At 44.2% G+C, this 19722-nt stretch carries 14 protein-coding genes; 8 read left to right on the top strand and 6 right to left on the bottom strand.

What is annotated here, in order from left to right:
* The first annotated feature begins 5 nt into the window (after positions 1 to 5).
* From BK026_RS15210 to BK026_RS15220, 3 genes are all read left to right on the top strand, one after another.
* Positions 6 to 434, top strand: a complete 429-nt coding sequence (locus tag BK026_RS15210; protein WP_083575098.1) for a TIGR01244 family sulfur transferase — start codon at positions 6 to 8, stop codon at positions 432 to 434.
* 110 nt (positions 435 to 544) lie between these two features.
* Positions 545 to 2302: a BCCT family transporter gene (locus tag BK026_RS15215; protein WP_071816605.1), complete on the top strand. Its 1758-nt coding sequence runs from the start codon at positions 545 to 547 to the stop codon at positions 2300 to 2302.
* 174 nt (positions 2303 to 2476) lie between these two features.
* Positions 2477 to 3106 carry a hypothetical protein gene (locus tag BK026_RS15220; protein ID WP_071817701.1) on the top strand — a complete coding sequence of 210 codons (630 nt, stop codon included), beginning with the start codon at positions 2477 to 2479 and terminating at the stop codon, positions 3104 to 3106.
* Positions 3107 to 3173: 67 nt separating this feature from the next.
* Here BK026_RS15220 and BK026_RS15225 read toward each other — a convergent pair whose 3' ends face one another.
* A complete protein-coding gene (locus BK026_RS15225) occupies positions 3174 to 3422 on the bottom strand; it encodes a DUF2960 family protein (protein ID WP_071817702.1) in 249 nt (82 codons plus the stop codon).
* 358 nt (positions 3423 to 3780) lie between these two features.
* On the opposite strand from BK026_RS15225, the gene BK026_RS15230 reads away from it, so the two are divergent.
* A complete protein-coding gene (locus BK026_RS15230; RefSeq protein WP_071816606.1) occupies positions 3781 to 4914 on the top strand; it encodes a hypothetical protein in 1134 nt (377 codons plus the stop codon).
* Positions 4915 to 5181: 267 nt separating this feature from the next.
* Entirely contained in the window at positions 5182 to 5457 is a 276-nt protein-coding gene (locus tag BK026_RS19530; protein WP_143142134.1) for a hypothetical protein, read from the top strand.
* Between the two features lie 128 nt (positions 5458 to 5585).
* Here BK026_RS19530 and BK026_RS15240 read toward each other — a convergent pair whose 3' ends face one another.
* From BK026_RS15240 to BK026_RS15260, 5 genes are all read right to left on the bottom strand, one after another.
* Entirely contained in the window at positions 5586 to 6464 is an 879-nt protein-coding gene (locus BK026_RS15240) for a nuclease-related domain-containing protein (protein WP_071816608.1), read from the bottom strand.
* An 87-nt stretch (positions 6465 to 6551) separates the two neighbouring features.
* Positions 6552 to 9845: a DUF3427 domain-containing protein gene (locus BK026_RS15245; RefSeq protein ID WP_071816609.1), complete on the bottom strand. Its 3294-nt coding sequence runs from the start codon at positions 9843 to 9845 to the stop codon at positions 6552 to 6554.
* Complete coding sequence (locus tag BK026_RS15250) at positions 9845 to 10447, bottom strand: bifunctional 2-polyprenyl-6-hydroxyphenol methylase/3-demethylubiquinol 3-O-methyltransferase UbiG (RefSeq protein WP_071816610.1); 603 nt, start codon at positions 10445 to 10447, stop codon at positions 9845 to 9847. Before BK026_RS15250 ends, BK026_RS15245 begins: the two co-directional genes overlap by 1 nt.
* A gap of 85 nt (positions 10448 to 10532) precedes the next feature.
* Complete coding sequence (locus tag BK026_RS15255) at positions 10533 to 11849, bottom strand: hypothetical protein (protein ID WP_071816611.1); 1317 nt, start codon at positions 11847 to 11849, stop codon at positions 10533 to 10535.
* A 99-nt stretch (positions 11850 to 11948) separates the two neighbouring features.
* Positions 11949 to 12365 carry a D-Ala-D-Ala carboxypeptidase family metallohydrolase gene (locus BK026_RS15260; protein ID WP_083575100.1) on the bottom strand — a complete coding sequence of 139 codons (417 nt, stop codon included), beginning with the start codon at positions 12363 to 12365 and terminating at the stop codon, positions 11949 to 11951.
* Between the two features lie 165 nt (positions 12366 to 12530).
* Between BK026_RS15260 and BK026_RS15265 the strand changes: the two genes are divergently transcribed.
* The 3 genes from BK026_RS15265 (at position 12531) to BK026_RS15275 (ending at position 19643) form a co-directional block, all read left to right on the top strand.
* Complete coding sequence (locus tag BK026_RS15265) at positions 12531 to 14636, top strand: TonB-dependent siderophore receptor (protein WP_071816612.1); 2106 nt, start codon at positions 12531 to 12533, stop codon at positions 14634 to 14636.
* Between the two features lie 106 nt (positions 14637 to 14742).
* Entirely contained in the window at positions 14743 to 16560 is a 1818-nt protein-coding gene (locus BK026_RS15270; protein WP_256253842.1) for an amidohydrolase, read from the top strand.
* 356 nt (positions 16561 to 16916) lie between these two features.
* Entirely contained in the window at positions 16917 to 19643 is a 2727-nt protein-coding gene (locus BK026_RS15275; RefSeq protein ID WP_256253843.1) for a TonB-dependent siderophore receptor, read from the top strand.
* Positions 19644 to 19722 lie beyond the last annotated feature (79 nt).

Below are 19722 nucleotides of genomic sequence, written 5' to 3' on the forward strand. Positions count from 1 at the left end.
AAGCAATGCAATACGGCAACGTAACACAACGGCTATCTGTTAGCGCTCAAATTTCTGTGAATGATATAGAGAAAATTAAAGCCGCTGGATTTAAAGCCATTATTTGTAACCGCCCCGATAACGAGGGCGCAAACCAGCCAACTTTTGCAGAAATAGCAACAAAAGCTAGGTCGCTTGGCTTGCACTGTGTGTATCAGCCTGTGGTTAGCGGTAAAGTAACGCAACAAGACGCCACAACCTTTGAAGCACATTTACAAAATTTGGAAGGCCCAGTATTGGCCTTTTGTAAAACCGGCATGCGCGCTATTACGCTTTGGGCATTAGGCGCAGCCAAAACGCTTTCCTGTGAGGAAATACACAGCATTTCACAAAAAGCTGGCTACAACCTTAGCGAGCAAATAAGCGGGTTAACAAATACCGGCGGGCCACACTAAAACAATACACCCCTCTCATCACCTGGTTTTGATAAACTGTTTTATAAGATTGCCCGTTTAAAGCTTTATTGCACAATGGCATCTATAAAAAACAAAACAAAGGATCGTGTATGAGTAGTAATACCCGAAATTCGGCTTCATCGAAGGCTGCCACTAAACAGGAAGGTGCGTTTAGCGTTATTGATAAGCCAACGTTTTTTGGCTCTTTAATTCTTCTTTTGTCTGTCACTATTCCTCTTATTATTTGGCCCGACCAAGGCGCACAATGGGTGGCAGCCGCCAAAGATTTTGTTACCAGCAAACTGGGTGTGCTGTACCTGCTACTTGGCGTGGGCGCCGGTGGCTTTATGGTGTACATCATGTTTAGCGACATTGGCCAAATAAAACTGGGCGAGCCGGAAGAAAAGCCCGAGTTCTCACCGGTATCGTGGGCGGCCATGCTGTTTTGTGCAGGTATTGGGGCGTCTATTTTGTACTGGTCTATGATTGAGTGGGTGTACTACTACCAAGCCCCGCCGTTTCACATAGAAGGCGAAACCCCCGAAGCTGCCAAGTGGGCCGCGGCCTACGGTATTTTTCACTGGGGCCCGCTTGCTTGGGCTATTTACCTTATTCCTGCGGTACCTATTGCTTACTTCTACTACGTGCGTAATCACAGCGTACTTAAAATATCCGAAGCCCTAATGCCGGTAATTGGCGAGAAAATGGCCCACGGCTGGTTGGGTAAAATTATCGATGTAAGCTTTATTTTCGGCATGTTAGGCGGCGGCGCAACCACGCTTGGCTTGGCGGCACCTATGATAAACGAGGGGGTGCACGAGCTATTTGGTGTGCCTAAATCACTTACTACCCAAGTAATTGTACTCATCACTTGTACCGCAATATTTGGCTACAGCGCGTATGTTGGCCTTAAAAAAGGCATTAAGCTGCTGTCAGACATAAACTTTTGGCTGGCCGTAGGGCTGCTGCTGTTTATCTTTATTGTGGGCCCAACGTTGTTTATGGCGAACACAGGTTTAGATGCCCTGGGCCGAGTACTTAGCAACATTATAAAAATGGCCACATGGCTAGAACCCTTCGCCGAATTTAACGGTTTTGAAAACACTCACTTTCCACAAGACTGGACCATATTCTACTGGGCGTGGTGGTTGGTATTTGCACCAAGCGTTGGGCTTTTTATTGCACGTATATCAAGGGGGCGCACCATTCGTACTATGGTGGCGGGCTCTATGTTTTTCGGCACCATGGGCTGCTTTTTATTCTTCATGGTAATGGGAAATTACGGGTTGTATTTACAGCTTTCAGGCGAACTAGACGTAGTCACTATACTTAACCAACAAAGCCCAACCGCGGCCATTTTTGCCATGCTGCACACACTGCCAATGGACTACGTGGTTATCTTTGTATTCACCTTATTGGCGCTAATATTTACTGCCACTACCTTCGACTCTATTTCTTACATTTTGGCCGCGGTAGTACAAAAAGAAGTAGACGAAGAGCCACTGCGTTGGAACCGCTTATTCTGGGCCTTTGCGCTATCTTTCATGCCAATTGTGCTTATGTTTATAGGCGGGTTAGAAACACTTCAAACCGCATCAATAATAGGGGGCGTACCGCTATTAGCTGTGGCCTTAATGCTGTGTATTGCCATAGTAAGGGCGGCCAACTACGACATGCGCTATCAGCCAGACTATTCCGTAAAAGAAATCAACATCGAGGAATTCCCAGACGACGACCCATGGAGCGAAGAAGGCTCGTGGGAGCTGGATGAGGAAGATGAAGAGGTGCCAATAGCGGCAAAACCTAAATCGCGCGAACCCAAAGATCACATAGAAGGCGACCCGCACAGCAGGCCGTCGCGGTTGTAGTTTTTAGTGGCTAGGCCATAAATAGTGTTTCAGCCGTAAAGCAAAGCGCTGCCGATTGGTGGCGCTTTTTTCATTTTAAAGCCACATATTTCACTTTTACATAAGGTGCGCTGTGTTAACGTAACCAAGATTAACAGCACCCAAATAGCATTAACTATTCGAACAAGTAGCAGTATGTCAGTAAAGAATTATCAAAAATTCTATCAGCCCTTAAACGCAGTACATTCGGCTGACTTTAGCCGCTGTATTTACTGTGGCTGCGAGGCGGCCCGCCAAGACTTTATCCCACCCATAACATTCATTCACGATTGGCAAAGTGGGCATCTACAGGCCGACTTTATCTCTGTGCCTTCATGCAACGAATGCTTCGACCTGCTTAAAAATGAAAACAACGCCACGCTAGAGCCCAGAATAACGGTGTTAAAAAAGCGATTAGCCGAAAAATACAAAAAGGCAATTCGGGTTTATAACCACTGGAGCATGGAAGAAATTGAAGAAATGGACGCCGCATTTCAGGTAAGCCTTAAAGGCGGCATGCGATTAGGTAAAGAAACCCTTTCACGGCTTCAATTTGCTGGGTTCGACTATGAAGTAAACGGCAACATAACGCGGGTGGTAAAACCACAGCGTGAGGTGTTTAAAGTATTCGATGAAGAATTTAGCAGCTTTAGAGAAGCACTAGCCTTTGCCAGCGCTACCTACAAAATAAAGAAAAGTCGGCTAAGCCAGCTTTATTTCGATAATGATGAAAGCTTTGATAGGGCGATTGAGGCTTTTCATGGGTTGGTTGAGGGTAACCAATAAAATTTAACCGTTAACCCCTAAAAGCAAAGTATTTCAGAGTTCTAGTATGCGTTGTAGGGCGCAACCATCATTCCTGACCGTTTTTTAAAAAGTACAACTCAGAAAACCCCATTTTAGCAAATTCGGTATCTCTGAAGTTTCGTACGGTTTTTTTGTCTTTACTGATAGCGGCAAGCTGCTGTTCAGTTTGCAGGAACTGGGAAAGGTCTATTCCCTCAGCATCGGCCACGGCTTCATGCATATTTTGATGGCGGCTGTAAGAAAAATTTATCTCTTTTGCCACACCTTTAAACTTATAACGTACTTTATGGGCCATGTTCTGCTCAGGTTGGTCGATGTAATTTAAAAACTGTTTAACCGCTATTATAAACTCAATTAGCGCCAATGATTAGCGTATAAAAAACGCGGGTGGCAAAACCATAGCGCGACGTGTTTAAAGTATTCGATGAAGAGTTTAGCAGCTTTACAAGCGCTTGCTTTTGTTAGTGCTACCTACAAAATCAAAAAAGCAGGCTAAGCCAGCTTTATTTTGCCAATGGTGAAAGCTTTGATAAGGCTATTGAGGTTTTTCATAGGTTGGTTGGGTAGTCGATCTTAAAATTATGATTACTAGAGTGTTGATGTTGAGGTATGCTTGCGAATGTTGAATTAGGAACATTAGTTAAGAAAAATTGATGGTTGGAACAAAAGGATTTGGCTTCAAGCTTTTAGTGTTAAGCATAGTTATTGCGATAAATAGTCTTATCGTTTTATATCTTTTTAAAGATAGTCTTAATCTACCGGTGTGGCTCGACAGAATCCTAGTACATACAGCTTCTTTTTCTAATGCAATTATAGAAAATAAAGCGCACGTACAACCAACGATTAAGCTGAAGAACTCAGACCTAAAACTCTTACCCACCGAAGCAAAAGTAGAAAATGAAATGTCATTTTCGAAGACATCTGACATTGTACATTTTGACCATGCAAGTGCGCCTGAACAAAAGTGTTTTGATAAGCGGCCTCCACCAAAGCAAAAAACTCTTTACACTTGGATTGATAAAAAGAGCGTAAAGCATATTAGCGATAAACCTAAGAGCCTTGATCAACATACATCTGTAAAAGTAGTTGGGACAATAGATCCAGAAGCTATTTCGTTAAATTATCTTTCACACAATTTGAGCTTTGAAATAAAATCAGCTTTGCAAAGTCGAATAAAACAAGTAGCTCAAATGCTTGGCACAGTAACACCAAAAAATTTAATTGTGCCTGTTACTGCAAATATTAGAAGCTTTAAAGATCTCGCTGCTTATACAGAATACAGCAATAGGTCTTCCTCGCCTAATCAGTCAAATACAGGCTATTATTCGGCGCGCAATAACGAGTCTGTTGTTTTTGTTCGTACTGAAGAACAAGCGCTAAATACTCTTGTGCACGAAGTAACTCATACTATAAACCGCCATTGGTATGGGCGGATGGGTAAGTGGTTAAATGAGGGAATAGCTGAGTACGCAGAAAACATTGGTGATGTTAAGGCGAGCGGTTGGGTAGGGCACATTCGAAAGAATGGGCTTTTACCTCTTCATACACTCTTATCAAGTTCAAGAGAAGAATGGCAGATAGCTCCTCAAAGTCATTACGCGACAAGCTGGGCTTTTGTTGCATTTCTTATGGCGCAAGATCGTGATTTTCTGAGCAGGTTATTGTTACAGGAAGCCGAGAATGGATGTCACGAATTATCAATTGAAGATGTAGAACGGCTTTATGGTCAAAGTTTAGAACATTTGCAACGCGAATTTTTGTTATGGACAAAGCGTCGTAAGTTATAAGGCCAGCAATAGTGTTATTTCTGAGTTGGGCAAAAAGGTTTCGTAAATCGCTAAAGGGTTAAATGCATGGACGTGTTGGGGTTAATATTTGCAAGTTATATAGATGCTGTTTCGAATAATGTCTATAACAGGTTTACTGATATGTATGGTGTGGACGTTCAAGCCCAAACAGTCGAGTATAATAACTTCAGAATTTCTTATTCTTATCAACTTTGGAGAATTCAGCCAAAATCGGTATGTAGCACTTACGAGGGCGATCTGAACACTATGTCGAAGTGTACTATTTCAGCGAAGCAAATGTTTAATGAAATGTGTATGTACCTTCAGAACAAGCCTAGCAACGGTTGGAAGTACACTAAATTTAAAAATATGTACTGTTCGGCGGCAATTAACTACAAACCAGTTATCGCGAACGTAACCTTTGGCGCAAAATCTGAAGCACAAAAAGCAAAAGAAGCGTGCAGTTTAGCAACTCTACGAGTGATGCAGTCGGCTTCATCCGCAAATCTTTCTGCGAAAGAGGCGGCATGTGGGAAGCGTTGAACGTTCTTGTAAGGCTGAATTATAAAGCCCTGTGAGTGCCTTGTTCATTGCTTTTGGACTCCGGAGGCAAAGGTTGTGAGTTCTAATTTGAGCTGACTATCTCTGAAGGTAAAAAGATCAGCTAAAAATCAAAATAGATTTGATCCCCTCAGAGTGAGAGCTTCAAGTTGGTGGTTAATACGTTCAAGAGATGAGTTGTCCAGAACTACCTTTTTAGACAAGGCGTAATGTTTGGTTAAAGAATTATGGTTCATAATCGGAATGATAGGCTTTTGTTTATATTCTATGAACCAGCCAGGAATAACAACCACGGGGCTGGCCTCCACACTCATTCCAGTGCTTTGAGTTAACTGCTTACTTAGCCAATCTGCTTGTCGCTTCGCTTGCTCAACCGTCGACGTGTCTGTGTAATGAGGGAACTGAATTTTTTCGCCTTCTACGGTTAATTTGTGTGAACTCTTAGAGTTGTTTACGTTTGGTTTCCGCCTTCCTTTAGTTTCGATAGCTAATACACCTCCTGGAAACGTTAGCACATGGTCAATATTAAAATTAGGTGCCTGCACGTCGTGAAATACACGTACTCTACTATCTGTTATTTTCGACAAAGCAAATGATACTGCCCATTCGGCCTCTATTCCTAATCTAGTGATTCTAATTTTATTGAAGGCCTTTATTGCTTTAAATAGTGAATAAATAGCAGCTGCAAAAAAAACAGTGACGTATATTAACCAATTTTTCGACACGTCCACGAAACCTAGCAAGTCTGCAATGGTTGGCAGTGAAAAAGGAAGTTGGAAATATAAGGTTGATAGTAGTGAATATACCAGCATGTCTAATGTTGCATCTCTATGCTGCTGCAACAATGTAAAGGCTGGGATTCGTGCCGTACGAGCATAGTCAAAAGGTATACGTGATTTTTTATCTGTAATTTTGTTGTAGCAAACGGCGAAAAGTATCACTAAAGCGAAGGGGAAAAGCGATATCGCCATTACGAAAAGTATTTCCATGTACATTCCTTGTTTTAAAGTACTTTAAAATTTTAAGTTGAAATGATGATTCTGCGAACCTTTGCATTTACCTTGATTATTCACAACTTAATTCAATAACTCCCAGGTCACATTCATCGGTTTTTCACTTTCATGCTTAACGTATTTCACTTCACCATAGAACATAAAGGGTGAAGCCGTTTTCCCTCTCAATTTGCTCTCTCGAGCGAAAAGGTAAACGCGACTGCCCAATTTCTGGTGTTCAATTATTTCTCTGCCGCGCTTGTTACTCGGTGAAGTGCTATTTTGCGATTGCCAATGAAAGTGTTTATCGTCAATAAAATAATCATGGTACTGATGTTCGCTACCTTTACCTTGCTTGTTTAGCGTAACTAGCAAAATTTGAACATTCTGTTCTTTGAGTACGACATGCCCCGATTGCCAATTACCAGGATTAAACTCTTCGTTGAAAAGCTGTGGGATCTCTTCGCGCATTAGTTCTTGCCCTACAAAAAGTTCAAGCGGGTCCACTTTTCCTTTTAGCCGCGCGAAGGTCATCATTTCTTCAGTGGCTATGAGATCATCATAATCTGGATTAGCTGCTCTCAAAGTATAAGAGCCATCAGGATTTTTGAGTACTTTCCTCAGCAAGTATTGATTGTCGCCAGTTTCATCCTGCCTTTCGATGGCTACGGTTGTATTGCTAATACTACCAGCATTATTTGGTGTGATTTGCTCTAGGAGCAAGTAGTCACCATCATAAATAGGGTTCTTACCGCCGTTCATAGAATTACCAGATGCACGAGCGATGAAATGTCGCGAGTTGTCTATATTCCCATAGCCGTGTGGTGCATTTACAAGTTCAGACTCATCGGCATTACCCGTTTTGAAATGACCGCAAGCTATTTTTATATCGGGAAAAAATGGAAGCTGCACTTTCTCGGGAAACTGAACGATATTATTGGAAAAAGGGGTAGTTATAGCTAATCGCTTGTGGCTGTAGCTAGCGAGGCGCTGATTATTGATCTCAGCTGTCATAGCTAAAAACAAATGATATTGAATTGCTGTAATACTTTGTTTGAAATGAAATTGCTGCTCACTAATATCGAACCAAGCAATCTTCGATTCGGACTCTGCTGTACACCAAAATTTTACTGGGTTGCTACGCCAATGCGCTCGCCACTCTGATTTACTTAATGCGGCTAATTGTTGTTTACTTTCTGGTAAGTCAGAAATCCATTCTGGGTTATCTAAAAACCACTGTCGCGCCCACTCTGCCAAATCATCAACATTTACCTGTGAATGAAAAGCATTTTGCTCAATCAGCGTGGCAACTAACACCAACTTGTAGCACTTTGAAGTACGAGTAATGGCTAGGTCTTTAAACCACTGTAGGTGCTCTTCAAGCACTTCTAGTTCGTCAGCATTAAGGTCGCCCTTGCTATCAACAAATTCCCACCACGACCCTCTATTTCGTCTAAGTTTTTCTAAACTTGCGCCGGATTGATAGAACTCTGTGTATGTCGGTCTTCGACCTAACGTTTCTTTTAACTTATCGTATTGAATATCAAGCTCGTCTTCAGAAAGGCTTGTGAGAAAATCAATAAATTCCAAATCAAAGTTAACGTAACAACCGGCAGGAAGTAGTTTATTGGCGTTTCTTGCTAGGTCGACCATCTTTCTGCGGTTTTGTGGGCCATTCAAGACGCTAGCTAATAGCATTTCTGGGCGGTTTAAGAAGCTATGGTGATTACCCACAAAATCTAAAATGACAAGCCTTTCCTTTCCCTTGCTTTTACGAAGACCGCGCCCCATTTGCTGTAGAAAAAGTATTTTTGATTCTGTAGGCCTAAGCATCAATACGGTATCTATCTTCGGTAAATCGACACCTTCATTGAATAGATCTACCGAGAACAAAATTTTAATTTCCCCGCTATTAAGCTTGCTTAAGGCTTCGCTTCGCGTTAGTGATGAATCGGAATGGACGCTAGCTGCTGCTACACCGTGTTGATTAAAGTAATCTGCCATGTAATCGCTGTGTTTGCGCGATACGCAAAAAGCCAGTGATACATCTTGCGACTTTGCTTTCCACTCACTGAGAACATGTTTCGCCCGGCCTTTGGTCGCTAATTTATTAGATAGCTTTTCGGGATCGAACTTTCCATTTCGCCAAGGTAGGTGCTCGTAGTCTACTTCCTTGTCGAAAATTCCGAAGTAAGTAAAAGGGCACAATGCCTCTGCCTTTACACCATCAAACAAGTCCTGTTGGTAAATAAGGTTGTTGTCGCATAGCTTGAGGATATCGCTCCCGTCAGTTCTATTCGGCGTTGCGGTTAAACCTAACAAAAATGATGGCGTGAAATGCTTCAGTAAACGTTGATAACCACCCGCTGCGGCGTGATGAAATTCGTCTACAACAATATAATCGAAAGCAGTAACAGGAAACTTAGCTAGATGAGTGAGCTGTCCGATGGTTTGTATGGAGGCAAACAAAAAGTCGTACTCTTCATCTTTCTGTTTTCCGCTGTATCTGCCTACCTTTTTGTTCGGGTGTATTTTAAGAAAGCTAGCCTCAGCTTGAAGTAAGATTTCTTCTCGATGTGCTACAAAAAGTACTTTTTTAGCATTTATCTGGGCAGCATCAAAAGCTGCTAGGTAGGTCTTACCCATACCTGTTGCTAGAACCACTAAACCTTTCTGAATATCTCTTTCTCGCGCCTGATTAAGTGCTGCTAGTGCAGCCACCTGATGCTCTCTTGGCTCCGGAATTTCATGCTCTTTTTCATCTGGCAGTGATGCTGCAGATTGAAATGGTGTAACAACCCTTGCTGTGTTGTATCTAATTTCGTAGTCAGCTATTAAGTCGTAAGTTAATGGCTTAACTTGGGGCAATGTGAAAAGGTAGCGATACTGCTCTCGAATTTCTTCAATTCGGGCAATGGCTTCTTTGTCGTTATCATTAGGGTAATCAATTCGATAGTTCCACTCTATGCCATCTGTAAGCGCAGTTTTACTAATATTACTAGAGCCAACGAACGCTCTGGCAGATGTTAGTGTTTCACCGTTATTTTTGACAAAAATATAAGACTTTAAATGAAAGCTGGTAGCGTGCTTACTTTCAAAGAGTTGAACGTCGGCACCTCTTTCCTTTAGTAACATCAAACGCTTTAGGGCTTGTGGCTCCGTTATATTCATATAGTCTGAAGTCAGCAAGGATAATGTAACGTCACGCTCTTCAGAATTCATAGCATCTTCAATGTCTTGAATGATAAGGCTTAGTCCAGACATACGAATAAACGAAACTGCTATTTCTATACTGGTCGCGTTTTTCAGGGCATCGCGAATTTCATGTAGAAGGTAGTGCTTGTTTCTACCGCTAACCAAATAATTTTTAGCAGTCATTACACCTTCACCACTTCAACCGTAACCCACTTAACATCATCACGGTTTAAACCATCCTCACTCGGAACCGAGTTTAAATTGCGTGCTGTTAGGCCGTTGATTTGTGCTAATGCCGCCAGTTCCTCATAACTGACAGGGTGCATGGGTCTTGCTTCATCGTTTGGGCCGAACCGAAGGCTTATGTACATAACGCCATTTTCTGAAAGCAATGCGGCCAAACGTTTTAACGCGGGTGGCCTTTCATCTTTAGGCAAGTGCATCCATACCGCAGAAAGCAATATTAGGTCGAAAGTTTTTGGGGTTTGGGGTAGGGCGGTAAGTGCAGGTAGGCTGGCATTACACCATGTAACACTGTTATGCGAATGGGCTTTTGCTAGGTTGCGCAGTTCATCGGCGGGTTCTGCGGCTACTACCTTCCAGCCGTGTTTGGCTAACCAGTTGGCGTCACGGCCACTGCCTGCACCTACGTCTAGTGCAGCACCTGTTTTAGCTTGCTGTAAAAATGCTTTCCAATCGGTGTGAACACTTTCTGCACTAACCGAATTATATAAATCGAAATAGTGTTGTGCTTTTGCACTGTAATGCTTAATAGTGATGCTCAACGTAACGTTACCTCCCTGTTAACCGCCATACATTATCGCATACTGTTGTCTGCCGCCAACTTATATAAATATCGATATTATCGTGTCAATTTTGAAGGTATTCCTTCATGCGTTCTTCAAACTCAAGAATTTCATTTTTGTAGGGTGACTGCGTTAAAAACGCCTTTGCTTGTTGTGGATTTGTATCTTTCAAGCTTCCGTAAATAATGCTTGAGAGGCGCTGCTGTTGTGCTTCACTGTCAAGATAGTGCATATATTTAACAGCAAATTTGGGGTTCATATAGGCGATATTATTGATAAATTCACCAAATGTGTTTTGGTTATACACCGCGATGGGTTGCTTAGCGAACCATTGCATTGCCGCCTCAGGGTTCTCCCACCCCCAATTGCGTAAGTGGTTCACTACTTTTTTATTAATTTGTTCGGGCGCCGTGTTTTCCACAAGCCAGTTTCCACTTTTTTCTTTGTCATGGTTAGCCCAGGCTCGTACAAAGCTATCCTTTAGCTGGTCAGCGCGGTCGCCCGTATAACTTTCAACAAGCCACGCACCAGCTTCTTCGGGGTTTTTCTTGGCCCACTTATTAATAATACCTTCAGCAACAGCATTGTTGTCTATGGTTTCGGTGAGTGTAAGTAAGTCAACGAAATCTTGTTTCGAAGCCAGGTTTTCAGTAAGTCCCCATACGGACATTTCTACTTTGTACCCCAGCTCACTAAGCTCGCTTAACTTGTCGATAGCCAACGCCATATCTTGCTTCGCTAGGGCTGAAAATGTATCGGACAAACTGCCTTGTAGCATTTGTTGACGAATACCACCATTGCTTTGATGTGTGCCAGCTATACTTAAAAACTGATTGTAAGCCGCTAGCGGGTTTTGTTTACCTAAATTGGATAAACTTAACGCCACAAAAGAGTTTCTAAGCTCACTGCCCTCCATTTCACTCTTTGCATATTCAAGGGCTGCTGTCGGGTTTATTTCGGAATAACGCCTAAAAAGGAGAGACAATGTAGCGGTGTTTTCTTTGATGTTGGTACTGGTTAGTGTTTCAACTAAAGCCCGTAATTCCCCCTCTGATAAACTACCAACGAAGCCATATAAGCGCGCCAAACCCGAAAATGTTAGCGAAGCGGGGTCGTCACCGGTAATGGCTTTTAATTGTTGAGCAAGCGCTTTGATTGTAGGCGTTTTTTCGGTGAATTTGTTCTCTGATGCGTTGTTAAATGGCGTTTGTTCAGTGGTGTTGAAAAAGGATGCAGGTTGGTTGTTAATAGCTTCGACACCTTCAATCTCAACATCTTTAGCCTGTTCATCTGCAAGCGGCTTCTTTGAAGAATAGGAACTGGTAAAATAGCCTGCTGAAAACGCAAGTAAAATAGCGATACACCAACCGAGATTTTTCATTTAATTAAGCACCTTACCAAGTCCATTTTAGCGTTTTCACATTACCACCTTCTATTTCACAGCACAATTCAGGTGTTTTACTCAGCTATTTTGTTGCTTTCAGTACGTCCATATAGCGGGTGTTTTGCGTCTATCAACGTGAATGTAGCGTTTATTACCTTTTTGGTGCACACCAATGCCTACATAACCACGGTTTAAGAAAAACGTAAGTAGCTGTATTGCGTCTTCGCCGCTTACGCCAAAGTCGCATGCTGCTGTAGCGTGGGCACCAGGCGTTGCTTTTTTGCGTTCTATCGCATGCATTTTGCAGCGATAAGCGCTATTTACAGGCAGGGGTTTTTCACTTGCGGTGCGAAAGGCCTGTGCGTCATCCATAAGCTTACTGAACTGTTCACTAGGGGAAAACTTGCCGCAGCAGCTGCACGCCAGTTCTTTGTCGCTGAAGTTCGGCCATCGTGCTTTCCTTTCTTGTGCTGTCATGGCACTGGGGCTTTTTACGTGTTCGGCGTTATCCATAACTTTTCCTCACATAGTTGATTCACATAGTTAAACACTATAGCTGTTTAAATAACAGGCAGAAGCGTTGTGTTATCAAAAATAAATTATGTTAATGCGAATTGTTATTATTTGTGTTTAAATGTTTGGGTTTGTTGAACACACTTAATTACTTAAAGGCTTATTGTGAAATACTCTACGTTAATTCCTGTTTTGTTCGCGCTGTCACCTATTGCTGTTGCGGTATCGGCCCATGCGCAAACCTCTGAAACTTCAGCTAAACAAGTTAGAGAAAGCGAAGTTGAAAAAATTCGTATTGTTGGCGTTCGTCAAAACCGTGTAAGTCGCGGCGCAACGGGCTTAACCATGGAAATTAGCGAAACGCCCCAGTCTATTAGCATTGTTTCTGAAGACCTGATGCAGTCGTTTGGAGCGTTCAATATTAACGATGCGCTAAAGCTAGCGCCGGGTATTAATGTAGAGGAGTGGGAAACCAACCGTACTAACTATACTGCCCGTGGTTTTGAAATTAAGAACACCCAAATTGATGGGGTAGGCTTGCCGAATGATTGGGGCATTGTTACTGGTGCAGTAGAAGCTTACGGCTATGAAGAAATTGAAGTTATTCGTGGTGCCAACGGCCTGTTAACGGGTGTGGGTAACGCGTCGGGTACCATTAACTATGTGCGCAAGCGCCCCACCAATGAAGAGGGCGGTGAAATTGGCGCAAGCATTGGCTCGTACAACTTTAAGCGTGTACAGGGCGACTACTCAATGCTGCTTACCGAAGATGGCAGCTGGGCAGCGCGCGTGGTAGCCAGTGTTGAAGATAAAGAGTCGCACCTTGATGGCCTACAGAACGATCGCAGCTTTGTTTACGGTGTTATCGACGGCCAGTTAACCGATAACGCTACTGTAACCTTTGGGTTGTCGTACCAAGATGCCAATACCGACGGCAACACCTGGGGTGGGCTTGTGTTTAACTACACCGATGGTACCCAAGCCGAGTGGGACATTAGCGATACTACTTCCCAGGAATGGACGAAATGGGATACCGAAACTACCAACGCGTTTGTCGAGCTAGACTACGTGTTCGACAACGATTGGCAGCTGCTGCTTAGCTATAACTACCGCGATTTTGAAGATCAAAGCAAGCTGTTTTACGCCTATGGCACCATTGATAAAGACACAGGCTTAGGCCTTGTTGGCTGGCCGGGTCGTTACGACTCTGAGCGTGATTCACACCTTATTGAAGGCCGTGTATTTGGAGATTTCGAGCTATTTGGTCGCCATCATGAAGTGAATATTGGAGTAAGCCATGCTACCAGCGATGACGTGTCTTTTGTTCACGCATTTGATTATGCCACTACGCCAGCCTACGGCCCAACGCCTGCGTATCCGTATGCGCTAGATGCTATTGCTGAGCCTGATTGGCTTGCCGCCTCAGAGTATTCCAACATTGAACAAACCCTAACCCGTTACTTTGGCTCTGCCCGTTTTATTGTCACCGATGCTATGCATGTTATCGCTGGTTTTAACGCTATTGATTTTGAGCGTAAAGGGCAAAATGCAGGCGCGGTTATCGATAACTCAGAAAGCGAGGCTAGCCCCTACATTGGTGCTACTTACGCCGTAACCGACGATGTCAACGCGTATGTAAGTTATTCAGATGTGTACCAGCCGCAAGAACAGTACGACATTAACGGCCAGTACCTAGCCCCAACAAAGGGTAAAAACTTCGAGGCCGGCGTTAAAGCGCAGTGGTTCGACAACCGTTTATTAACGACATTTGCTTACTTCACCGCACAGCAAGACAACCTTGCCGCCTACGCTGGCACTAACCCAGAAACCCTGCAGTTCTACTATAAGGGCGTGTCGGTAGAGTCTGATGGTTTTGAAATTGAAATAGCCGGCCAGGTAACCGATGCACTGCGTGTTAATGCGTCTTATACCAAGCTTGATGTAGAAGACGAACAAGGCAATGATGCCAACTTATGGGCGCCGCGTGATGTCGCAACGTTCCAGCTTGCGTACACAGTGCCACAAGCGCCAGAAGTAGAGCTAGGCTTTGGCGGTCGCTGGCAGTCTGAGATAAGTAATGTGGATTACAACGTTGAACAAGGCGCGTATTTCTTAGGTAATGTGTATGCATCTAAAGCGTTTTCAGACAAGCTCACAATGCGGGTTAATGTGAATAATATTTTTGATAAGAAATACATTAATAGCCTTCATACCATTGGGTTTTATGGCGCCGGTATTAACGCGCAGCTAAGTGCGTCGTATACGTTTTAATAGTACTTTTTAACGGTACTTTTCTATGTAGATTAGAATGAACATGCAAGGCTGGTATATGAACTAACGCCCCACCTTGCTTAATTATTGACCCACTGTGTTTGCAATGTTACTACTGAATAACGTTTTGCATTGCGGGCATGGTGGGTTACGTGCACGTATTTCTACTTACACCAACAGGGAAGTGCACGTTATGTTTCACGCCACGTTTTATGCGCTCGCGCTATTTTCTTTTATGGTTAGCTTTCACGCAGTAGCGGCTGAACCACATTCCACAACACGTAAACCGGCTACAAATAAAAACGCCGACGCTTGTTACCCGTCAGATTCAGTGTTTTATAACGGTGTTATTTATACTGCAAACGATGCTCAGTGGCAGGCCGAAGCTGTTGCCGTGAACAACGGGCGAGTAGTGTTCGTTGGTAGCGCTGAACAGGCTGCGCCTTGGCTTTGTGGCACCAAAGCACGTATTGATTTGAAAGGCAGTACGCTTTTTCCCGGCTTTACAGATAGTCATCAGCATTTAGAAGGTATTGGAAAACGTACCCGAACATTAAGCTTGTTTGGCATTTCGTCGTTAAAAGACACCGTTGCCGCCATAAAAGCGTTTGCGGCCAATGTACCTGACGGTCAATGGGTGTTAGGCAGAGGGTGGATAGAACGCGAGTGGCAAGATGAACAACGGTTTTTAACCGCTGCCGATTTGGATACCTTTACACAAACTAAGCCGTTATTTATGCCCCGTGCCGACGGCGTTTCCGCCGTGGTAAATTCAAAAGCGCTGGCGCTTGCTGGTGTTACGAAAGATACTCCCGACCCTGAAGGTGGAAAATTTGAGCGTTACGAAGACGGTACGCCTACCGGTTATGTACTTGCCACCGCAATGGATTTTTTTCGCAATATTTTACCGCCAGAGTCCGACCAATATATAAAAGAAAACTTGCAGCGCGGTATGCAGGTGAATGTGTCGCAAGGATGGACAGCCACACATGATGCGGGCATGAAATGGCGAGAAGTACAGCAGCTTAAAGCGTTAGCAAACAGTGATGAAATGCTACATCGCGTATATATAGCAGTGCCAATAAACGAAGCAAATGCTTTGTTTAAAAACGGTGCGCAGAAGCTTGCTAACGAGCTGTTTTACTTAAACGGAATAAAGGTGTTTATCGACGGTACATTAGGCTCGCGTGGAGCGGCGTTACTTGCGCCATACAGTGATGCCGATCACAGTGGGTTTATGGATCGCACCACCAAAGAAGAGTTAATGCCCGTGTTAGCGCAAGCCTTAAAACAAGGCTTTCAAGTGATGACACACGTTATTGGTGACCGCGCGCTTTATTCAACCCTTAACTGGTATGAAGAAGCGTGGGCAGACCTGCCAGAACAACAGTGGCACAGTACTGATTTACGCTGGCGCCTAGAGCATGCACAAATTATCCCGCCAGATCAGCAAGCGCGGTTGGCGGCGTTGAACATTATTGCGTCAATGCAGCCTAGTCATGCCATTGGTGATTTAAATTTTGCGCCAAGTCGCTTGGGCCCAAGCCGTTTAGAATATGCATATCCTTGGAAACCGCTGGTGGAAAAAGGCGTAAAAGTAATAGGGGGCTCAGATGCGCCTGTTGAGATAGGCGACCCTCGCATTGAGTTCTACGCTGCTATCACGCGAAATAGGCTAAATGGCACGTCAGGTGAAGGTTGGCATTTAGAGTTTGCGTTACCAAGGGCCGACGCGCTTAAAATGTTCACCTTATGGCCTGCTTATGCGTCGTTTCAAGAGGCGCATTTGGGCTCTATTGAAGTAGGTAAATATGCTGACTTTTCGGTGTTCGATACCAACTTCATGACAGCGCCGCCCAAGGATATTTTATCGTCAAGCGTAGTAATGACGGTTGTTAACGGGCAAATAGTGTACGCGCAATAAGCTATCTACCGAAGGCCGAAATGGGCGCTCGCCCATTTCTTTACTTTTTCTTAACCTTTCTTAATTGATTAATGTTTTGGCGTTACCCATGCTTCAACGCTGCCCCTGTGCACGCACTTCTTTTTATATGCACTTCGTTTAATGTTGAGTTTTATCCTAAAGAATAATATTTTTATTACTTAAGTGGTGATATTCCTTTCGTTTGTACTATCTTTTTGAAAGAGATATTTCCATATGTCGTATTTTGCAACGTTGCTATCACCCTCTTTTCGATACGCACAGCTTATACCGACATCACGCCAATAATAAAAATCATAAAACATTTTAGACACAACAAGTCTCACAGGAGAAACACCTTGGATAATAGTAATTTCCCTAAAGGTAAAAAACTTAATCGAATAACCTCTGCAATAATTGCTAGTTCGCTTCCGCTTTTTGCCGCTATGACAGCGCCCACATTTGCGCAGGAAGCAGAAGAAAAAGCGGAAGATTTTGAGAACATAATTGTAACTGGTACGCGGATGAGCAATCGTTCTGCGGCCGACTCCCCTGTACCTGTTGACGTGATCACGGGTGAAGAATTCCGCCAAAACTCGTCGTCTGATGTACAAGACATGCTGCGTACAAATGTACCGTCGTTTGATGTAAATACGCAGCCCATTAGTGATGCGGCTACTATTGTGCGCCCAGCAAACATGCGCGGTCTGTCGCCAGACAACGTGTTGGTATTGGTAAACGGCAAGCGTCGCCATCGCGGCTCGATTATTTCCTTCTTAGGCGGGGGTATTTCAGACGGTGCACAGGGTGTAGATATATCAGCCATACCTTCACTTGCGCTAAAGCAAGTTGAAGTACTGCGCGACGGTGCGTCATCGCAATACGGATCAGACGCCATCGCTGGTGTGCTTAACTTCTTACTTCGCGATAACGACGAAGGGTTTGAGTTCCGTGCAAACTACGGTTCTACCTATGAAGGTGACGGCGACAACTACACCATTTCAGCAAACGCTGGTTTCTCACTTGGTGCAGACGGTTTTGTGAATATTACCGGTGAAATTCGTGACGTTGAAGGTACCGTGCGCTCTGTTGTACGTAATGACGTTCAAGGTATGGTAGACGCAGGGTATTTAACCCAGTCAGATTTCTCAACTATTAACACGTATACCAACGAAGTGCCGCAGTATTGGGGCCAGCCAGACGTAGAAGACGATTATAAGGTTTTCATTAACTCGGCTTACGAGCTAAACGACAAAGCAGAGCTTTACCTATTTGGTAACTACGGTAAGCGTACCGTAACAGGTGGTTTCTTCTACCGTAACCCGGTAACGGAAGGTAGCCAGCGCGGCGGTGTATACCGTGGCCCACTTGTTGATCCTCTTACAGGTTTAGCCGACCCAGACGGTGTGCACTCAGTACTTGTTGGTGACCTAGACGGTGTGGGCGTAGGTGGTAGCTGTATTGACGGTATTCCAATTGGCGGTGAAGGTAACGTATTCCCAGATCCAACGTTTTTGGCGCAAGTACAGGCCGACGATAACTGTTTCTCATTTATTGAAACTATCCCAACGGGCTTTGTACCTCGCTTCGGTGGTGATAACGAAGACATGGCGTTTACTGTAGGTGTGCGCGGCGACTTAGATGTGGGTAACGGCTTAGGTTACGACTTCAGTGCACAGCGTGGCTCAAACCGTACTGACTTCTTTATTAAAAACACCATTAACGCGTCATTAGGCCCAGATACGCCACGTGACTTTGTGCCTGGCGGCCAAGAGCAAACCGAAACACTGGTTAATCTTAATTTTGTATATGGTGTTGATGTTGGCCTAGCGTCTGACTTGAACGTTGCATTTGGCGCTGAGTACCGCAAAGAAGAATTCGACTTGTTTGCTGGTGATGAAGCGTCTTACGCGTTAGGTCCGTTGGCTAGCCAAGGCTTCTCGTCAAGTTCGAACGGGTTTGGCGGCTTCCCGCGCGACACTAGCGCGTCGCAAGACAGTACCGCGTTTTATATCGACCTAGAGGCAGACGTTACAGAGCAACTAACCCTGCAAGCTGCGGTACGTCGTGAAGACTTCAGTGAATTTGGCGACACTACCGACTTTAAAATTGCCGGTATATTCCACGTTACTGACGATTTCCGCTTACGCGGTGCCTATTCAACGGGTTTCCACGCGCCTACGGCGGGTCAGGCTAGTATCACTAACGTAACCACGCAAAACGTAAACGGTGTATTGATTGACCAAGGTACGCTGCCGCTGTCGTCAGCTGCGGGTCAACTAGCGGCCGACTTTATTGAAAGCCAAGGTAACGGTCGCCCCGACCTAGGTCCTGAGGAAGCGGTTAACTTCTCGTTTGGTGCTTCAATTGATATTGCAGACATGAGCTGGACTATCGATTTTTACAATATCGAAATGGAAGATCGCGTAGCGCTAGGTGCCAATGTAAACTTCCTAGATGCACTTAACTTTGCGGGTGGCGGCACAAACTACGCCACTGTGTCTGAGGCGCTTACCGAACTTGACGCATCAGGTATTATCGACCGTCAAAACTTTATTGGCTTAGACGACCTGTCGCAGTTCCGCTTCTTCTCGAACAGCTTCGACACCACTACACGCGGTATTGATATTGTAGGTAACTACAGCTTCGATTTGTGGGAAGGTAATTCACGCATAACGCTAGCGGCAAACTACAACGAAACTGAAGTAGACGATGTAGGTACGCTAAACCCTATTGGTGATGGTCGCGTTGCTGCTATTGAAGACTTGCTGCCTAACTTGCGCGGTAATATTTCATGGACACACACCCAAGGCGCATTGCGTACGCTTGTTCGTGCAAACTACTACGGTGGTTGGGACGATACCGGCAATGGCGTGAATGGCATTGATGCCGCTGTGCTTATTGATGTTGAAGCGAAATATTCGTACAGCGAAAACCTAGATCTGGTTATTGGTGTGAACAACCTGTTCGACGAGTACCCGGAAGAAAACCCAAGTGCGGGCAGTTTAGGTCAGCTTTACTCTGAAGCAAGTCCGTTCGGCTTTAACGGCGGTATGTGGTACGTGCAAGCGCGTTATACTTACTAAGCTTTAAAGCAATAAAAAATGCCGTTTCATTGAAACGGCATTTTTGTTTCTGGCCCTAAATTAGGCGTCCTATAAGTAG

Source organism: Alteromonas sp. V450 (assembly GCF_001885075.1).
Taxonomy (GTDB): domain Bacteria; phylum Pseudomonadota; class Gammaproteobacteria; order Enterobacterales; family Alteromonadaceae; genus Alteromonas.

What these genes read in the sequence shown, in the direction of transcription:
- BK026_RS15270 (WP_256253842.1), top strand. Translation starts at nt 14,743, where the DNA reads ATGTTACTACTGAATAACGTTTTGCATTGCGGGCATGGTGGGTTACGT.
- BK026_RS19530 (WP_143142134.1), top strand. Translation starts at nt 5,182, where the DNA reads ATGTCGAAGTGTACTATTTCAGCGAAGCAAATGTTTAATGAAATGTGT.
- BK026_RS15245 (WP_071816609.1), bottom strand. Translation starts at nt 9,845, where the DNA reads ATGACTGCTAAAAATTATTTGGTTAGCGGTAGAAACAAGCACTACCTT.
- BK026_RS15220 (WP_071817701.1), top strand. Translation starts at nt 2,477, where the DNA reads ATGTCAGTAAAGAATTATCAAAAATTCTATCAGCCCTTAAACGCAGTA.
- BK026_RS15260 (WP_083575100.1), bottom strand. Translation starts at nt 12,365, where the DNA reads ATGGATAACGCCGAACACGTAAAAAGCCCCAGTGCCATGACAGCACAA.
- BK026_RS15240 (WP_071816608.1), bottom strand. Translation starts at nt 6,464, where the DNA reads ATGGAAATACTTTTCGTAATGGCGATATCGCTTTTCCCCTTCGCTTTA.
- BK026_RS15225 (WP_071817702.1), bottom strand. Translation starts at nt 3,422, where the DNA reads ATGGCCCATAAAGTACGTTATAAGTTTAAAGGTGTGGCAAAAGAGATA.
- BK026_RS15230 (WP_071816606.1), top strand. Translation starts at nt 3,781, where the DNA reads ATGGTTGGAACAAAAGGATTTGGCTTCAAGCTTTTAGTGTTAAGCATA.
- BK026_RS15210 (WP_083575098.1), top strand. Translation starts at nt 6, where the DNA reads ATGCAATACGGCAACGTAACACAACGGCTATCTGTTAGCGCTCAAATT.
- BK026_RS15255 (WP_071816611.1), bottom strand. Translation starts at nt 11,849, where the DNA reads ATGAAAAATCTCGGTTGGTGTATCGCTATTTTACTTGCGTTTTCAGCA.
- BK026_RS15215 (WP_071816605.1), top strand. Translation starts at nt 545, where the DNA reads ATGAGTAGTAATACCCGAAATTCGGCTTCATCGAAGGCTGCCACTAAA.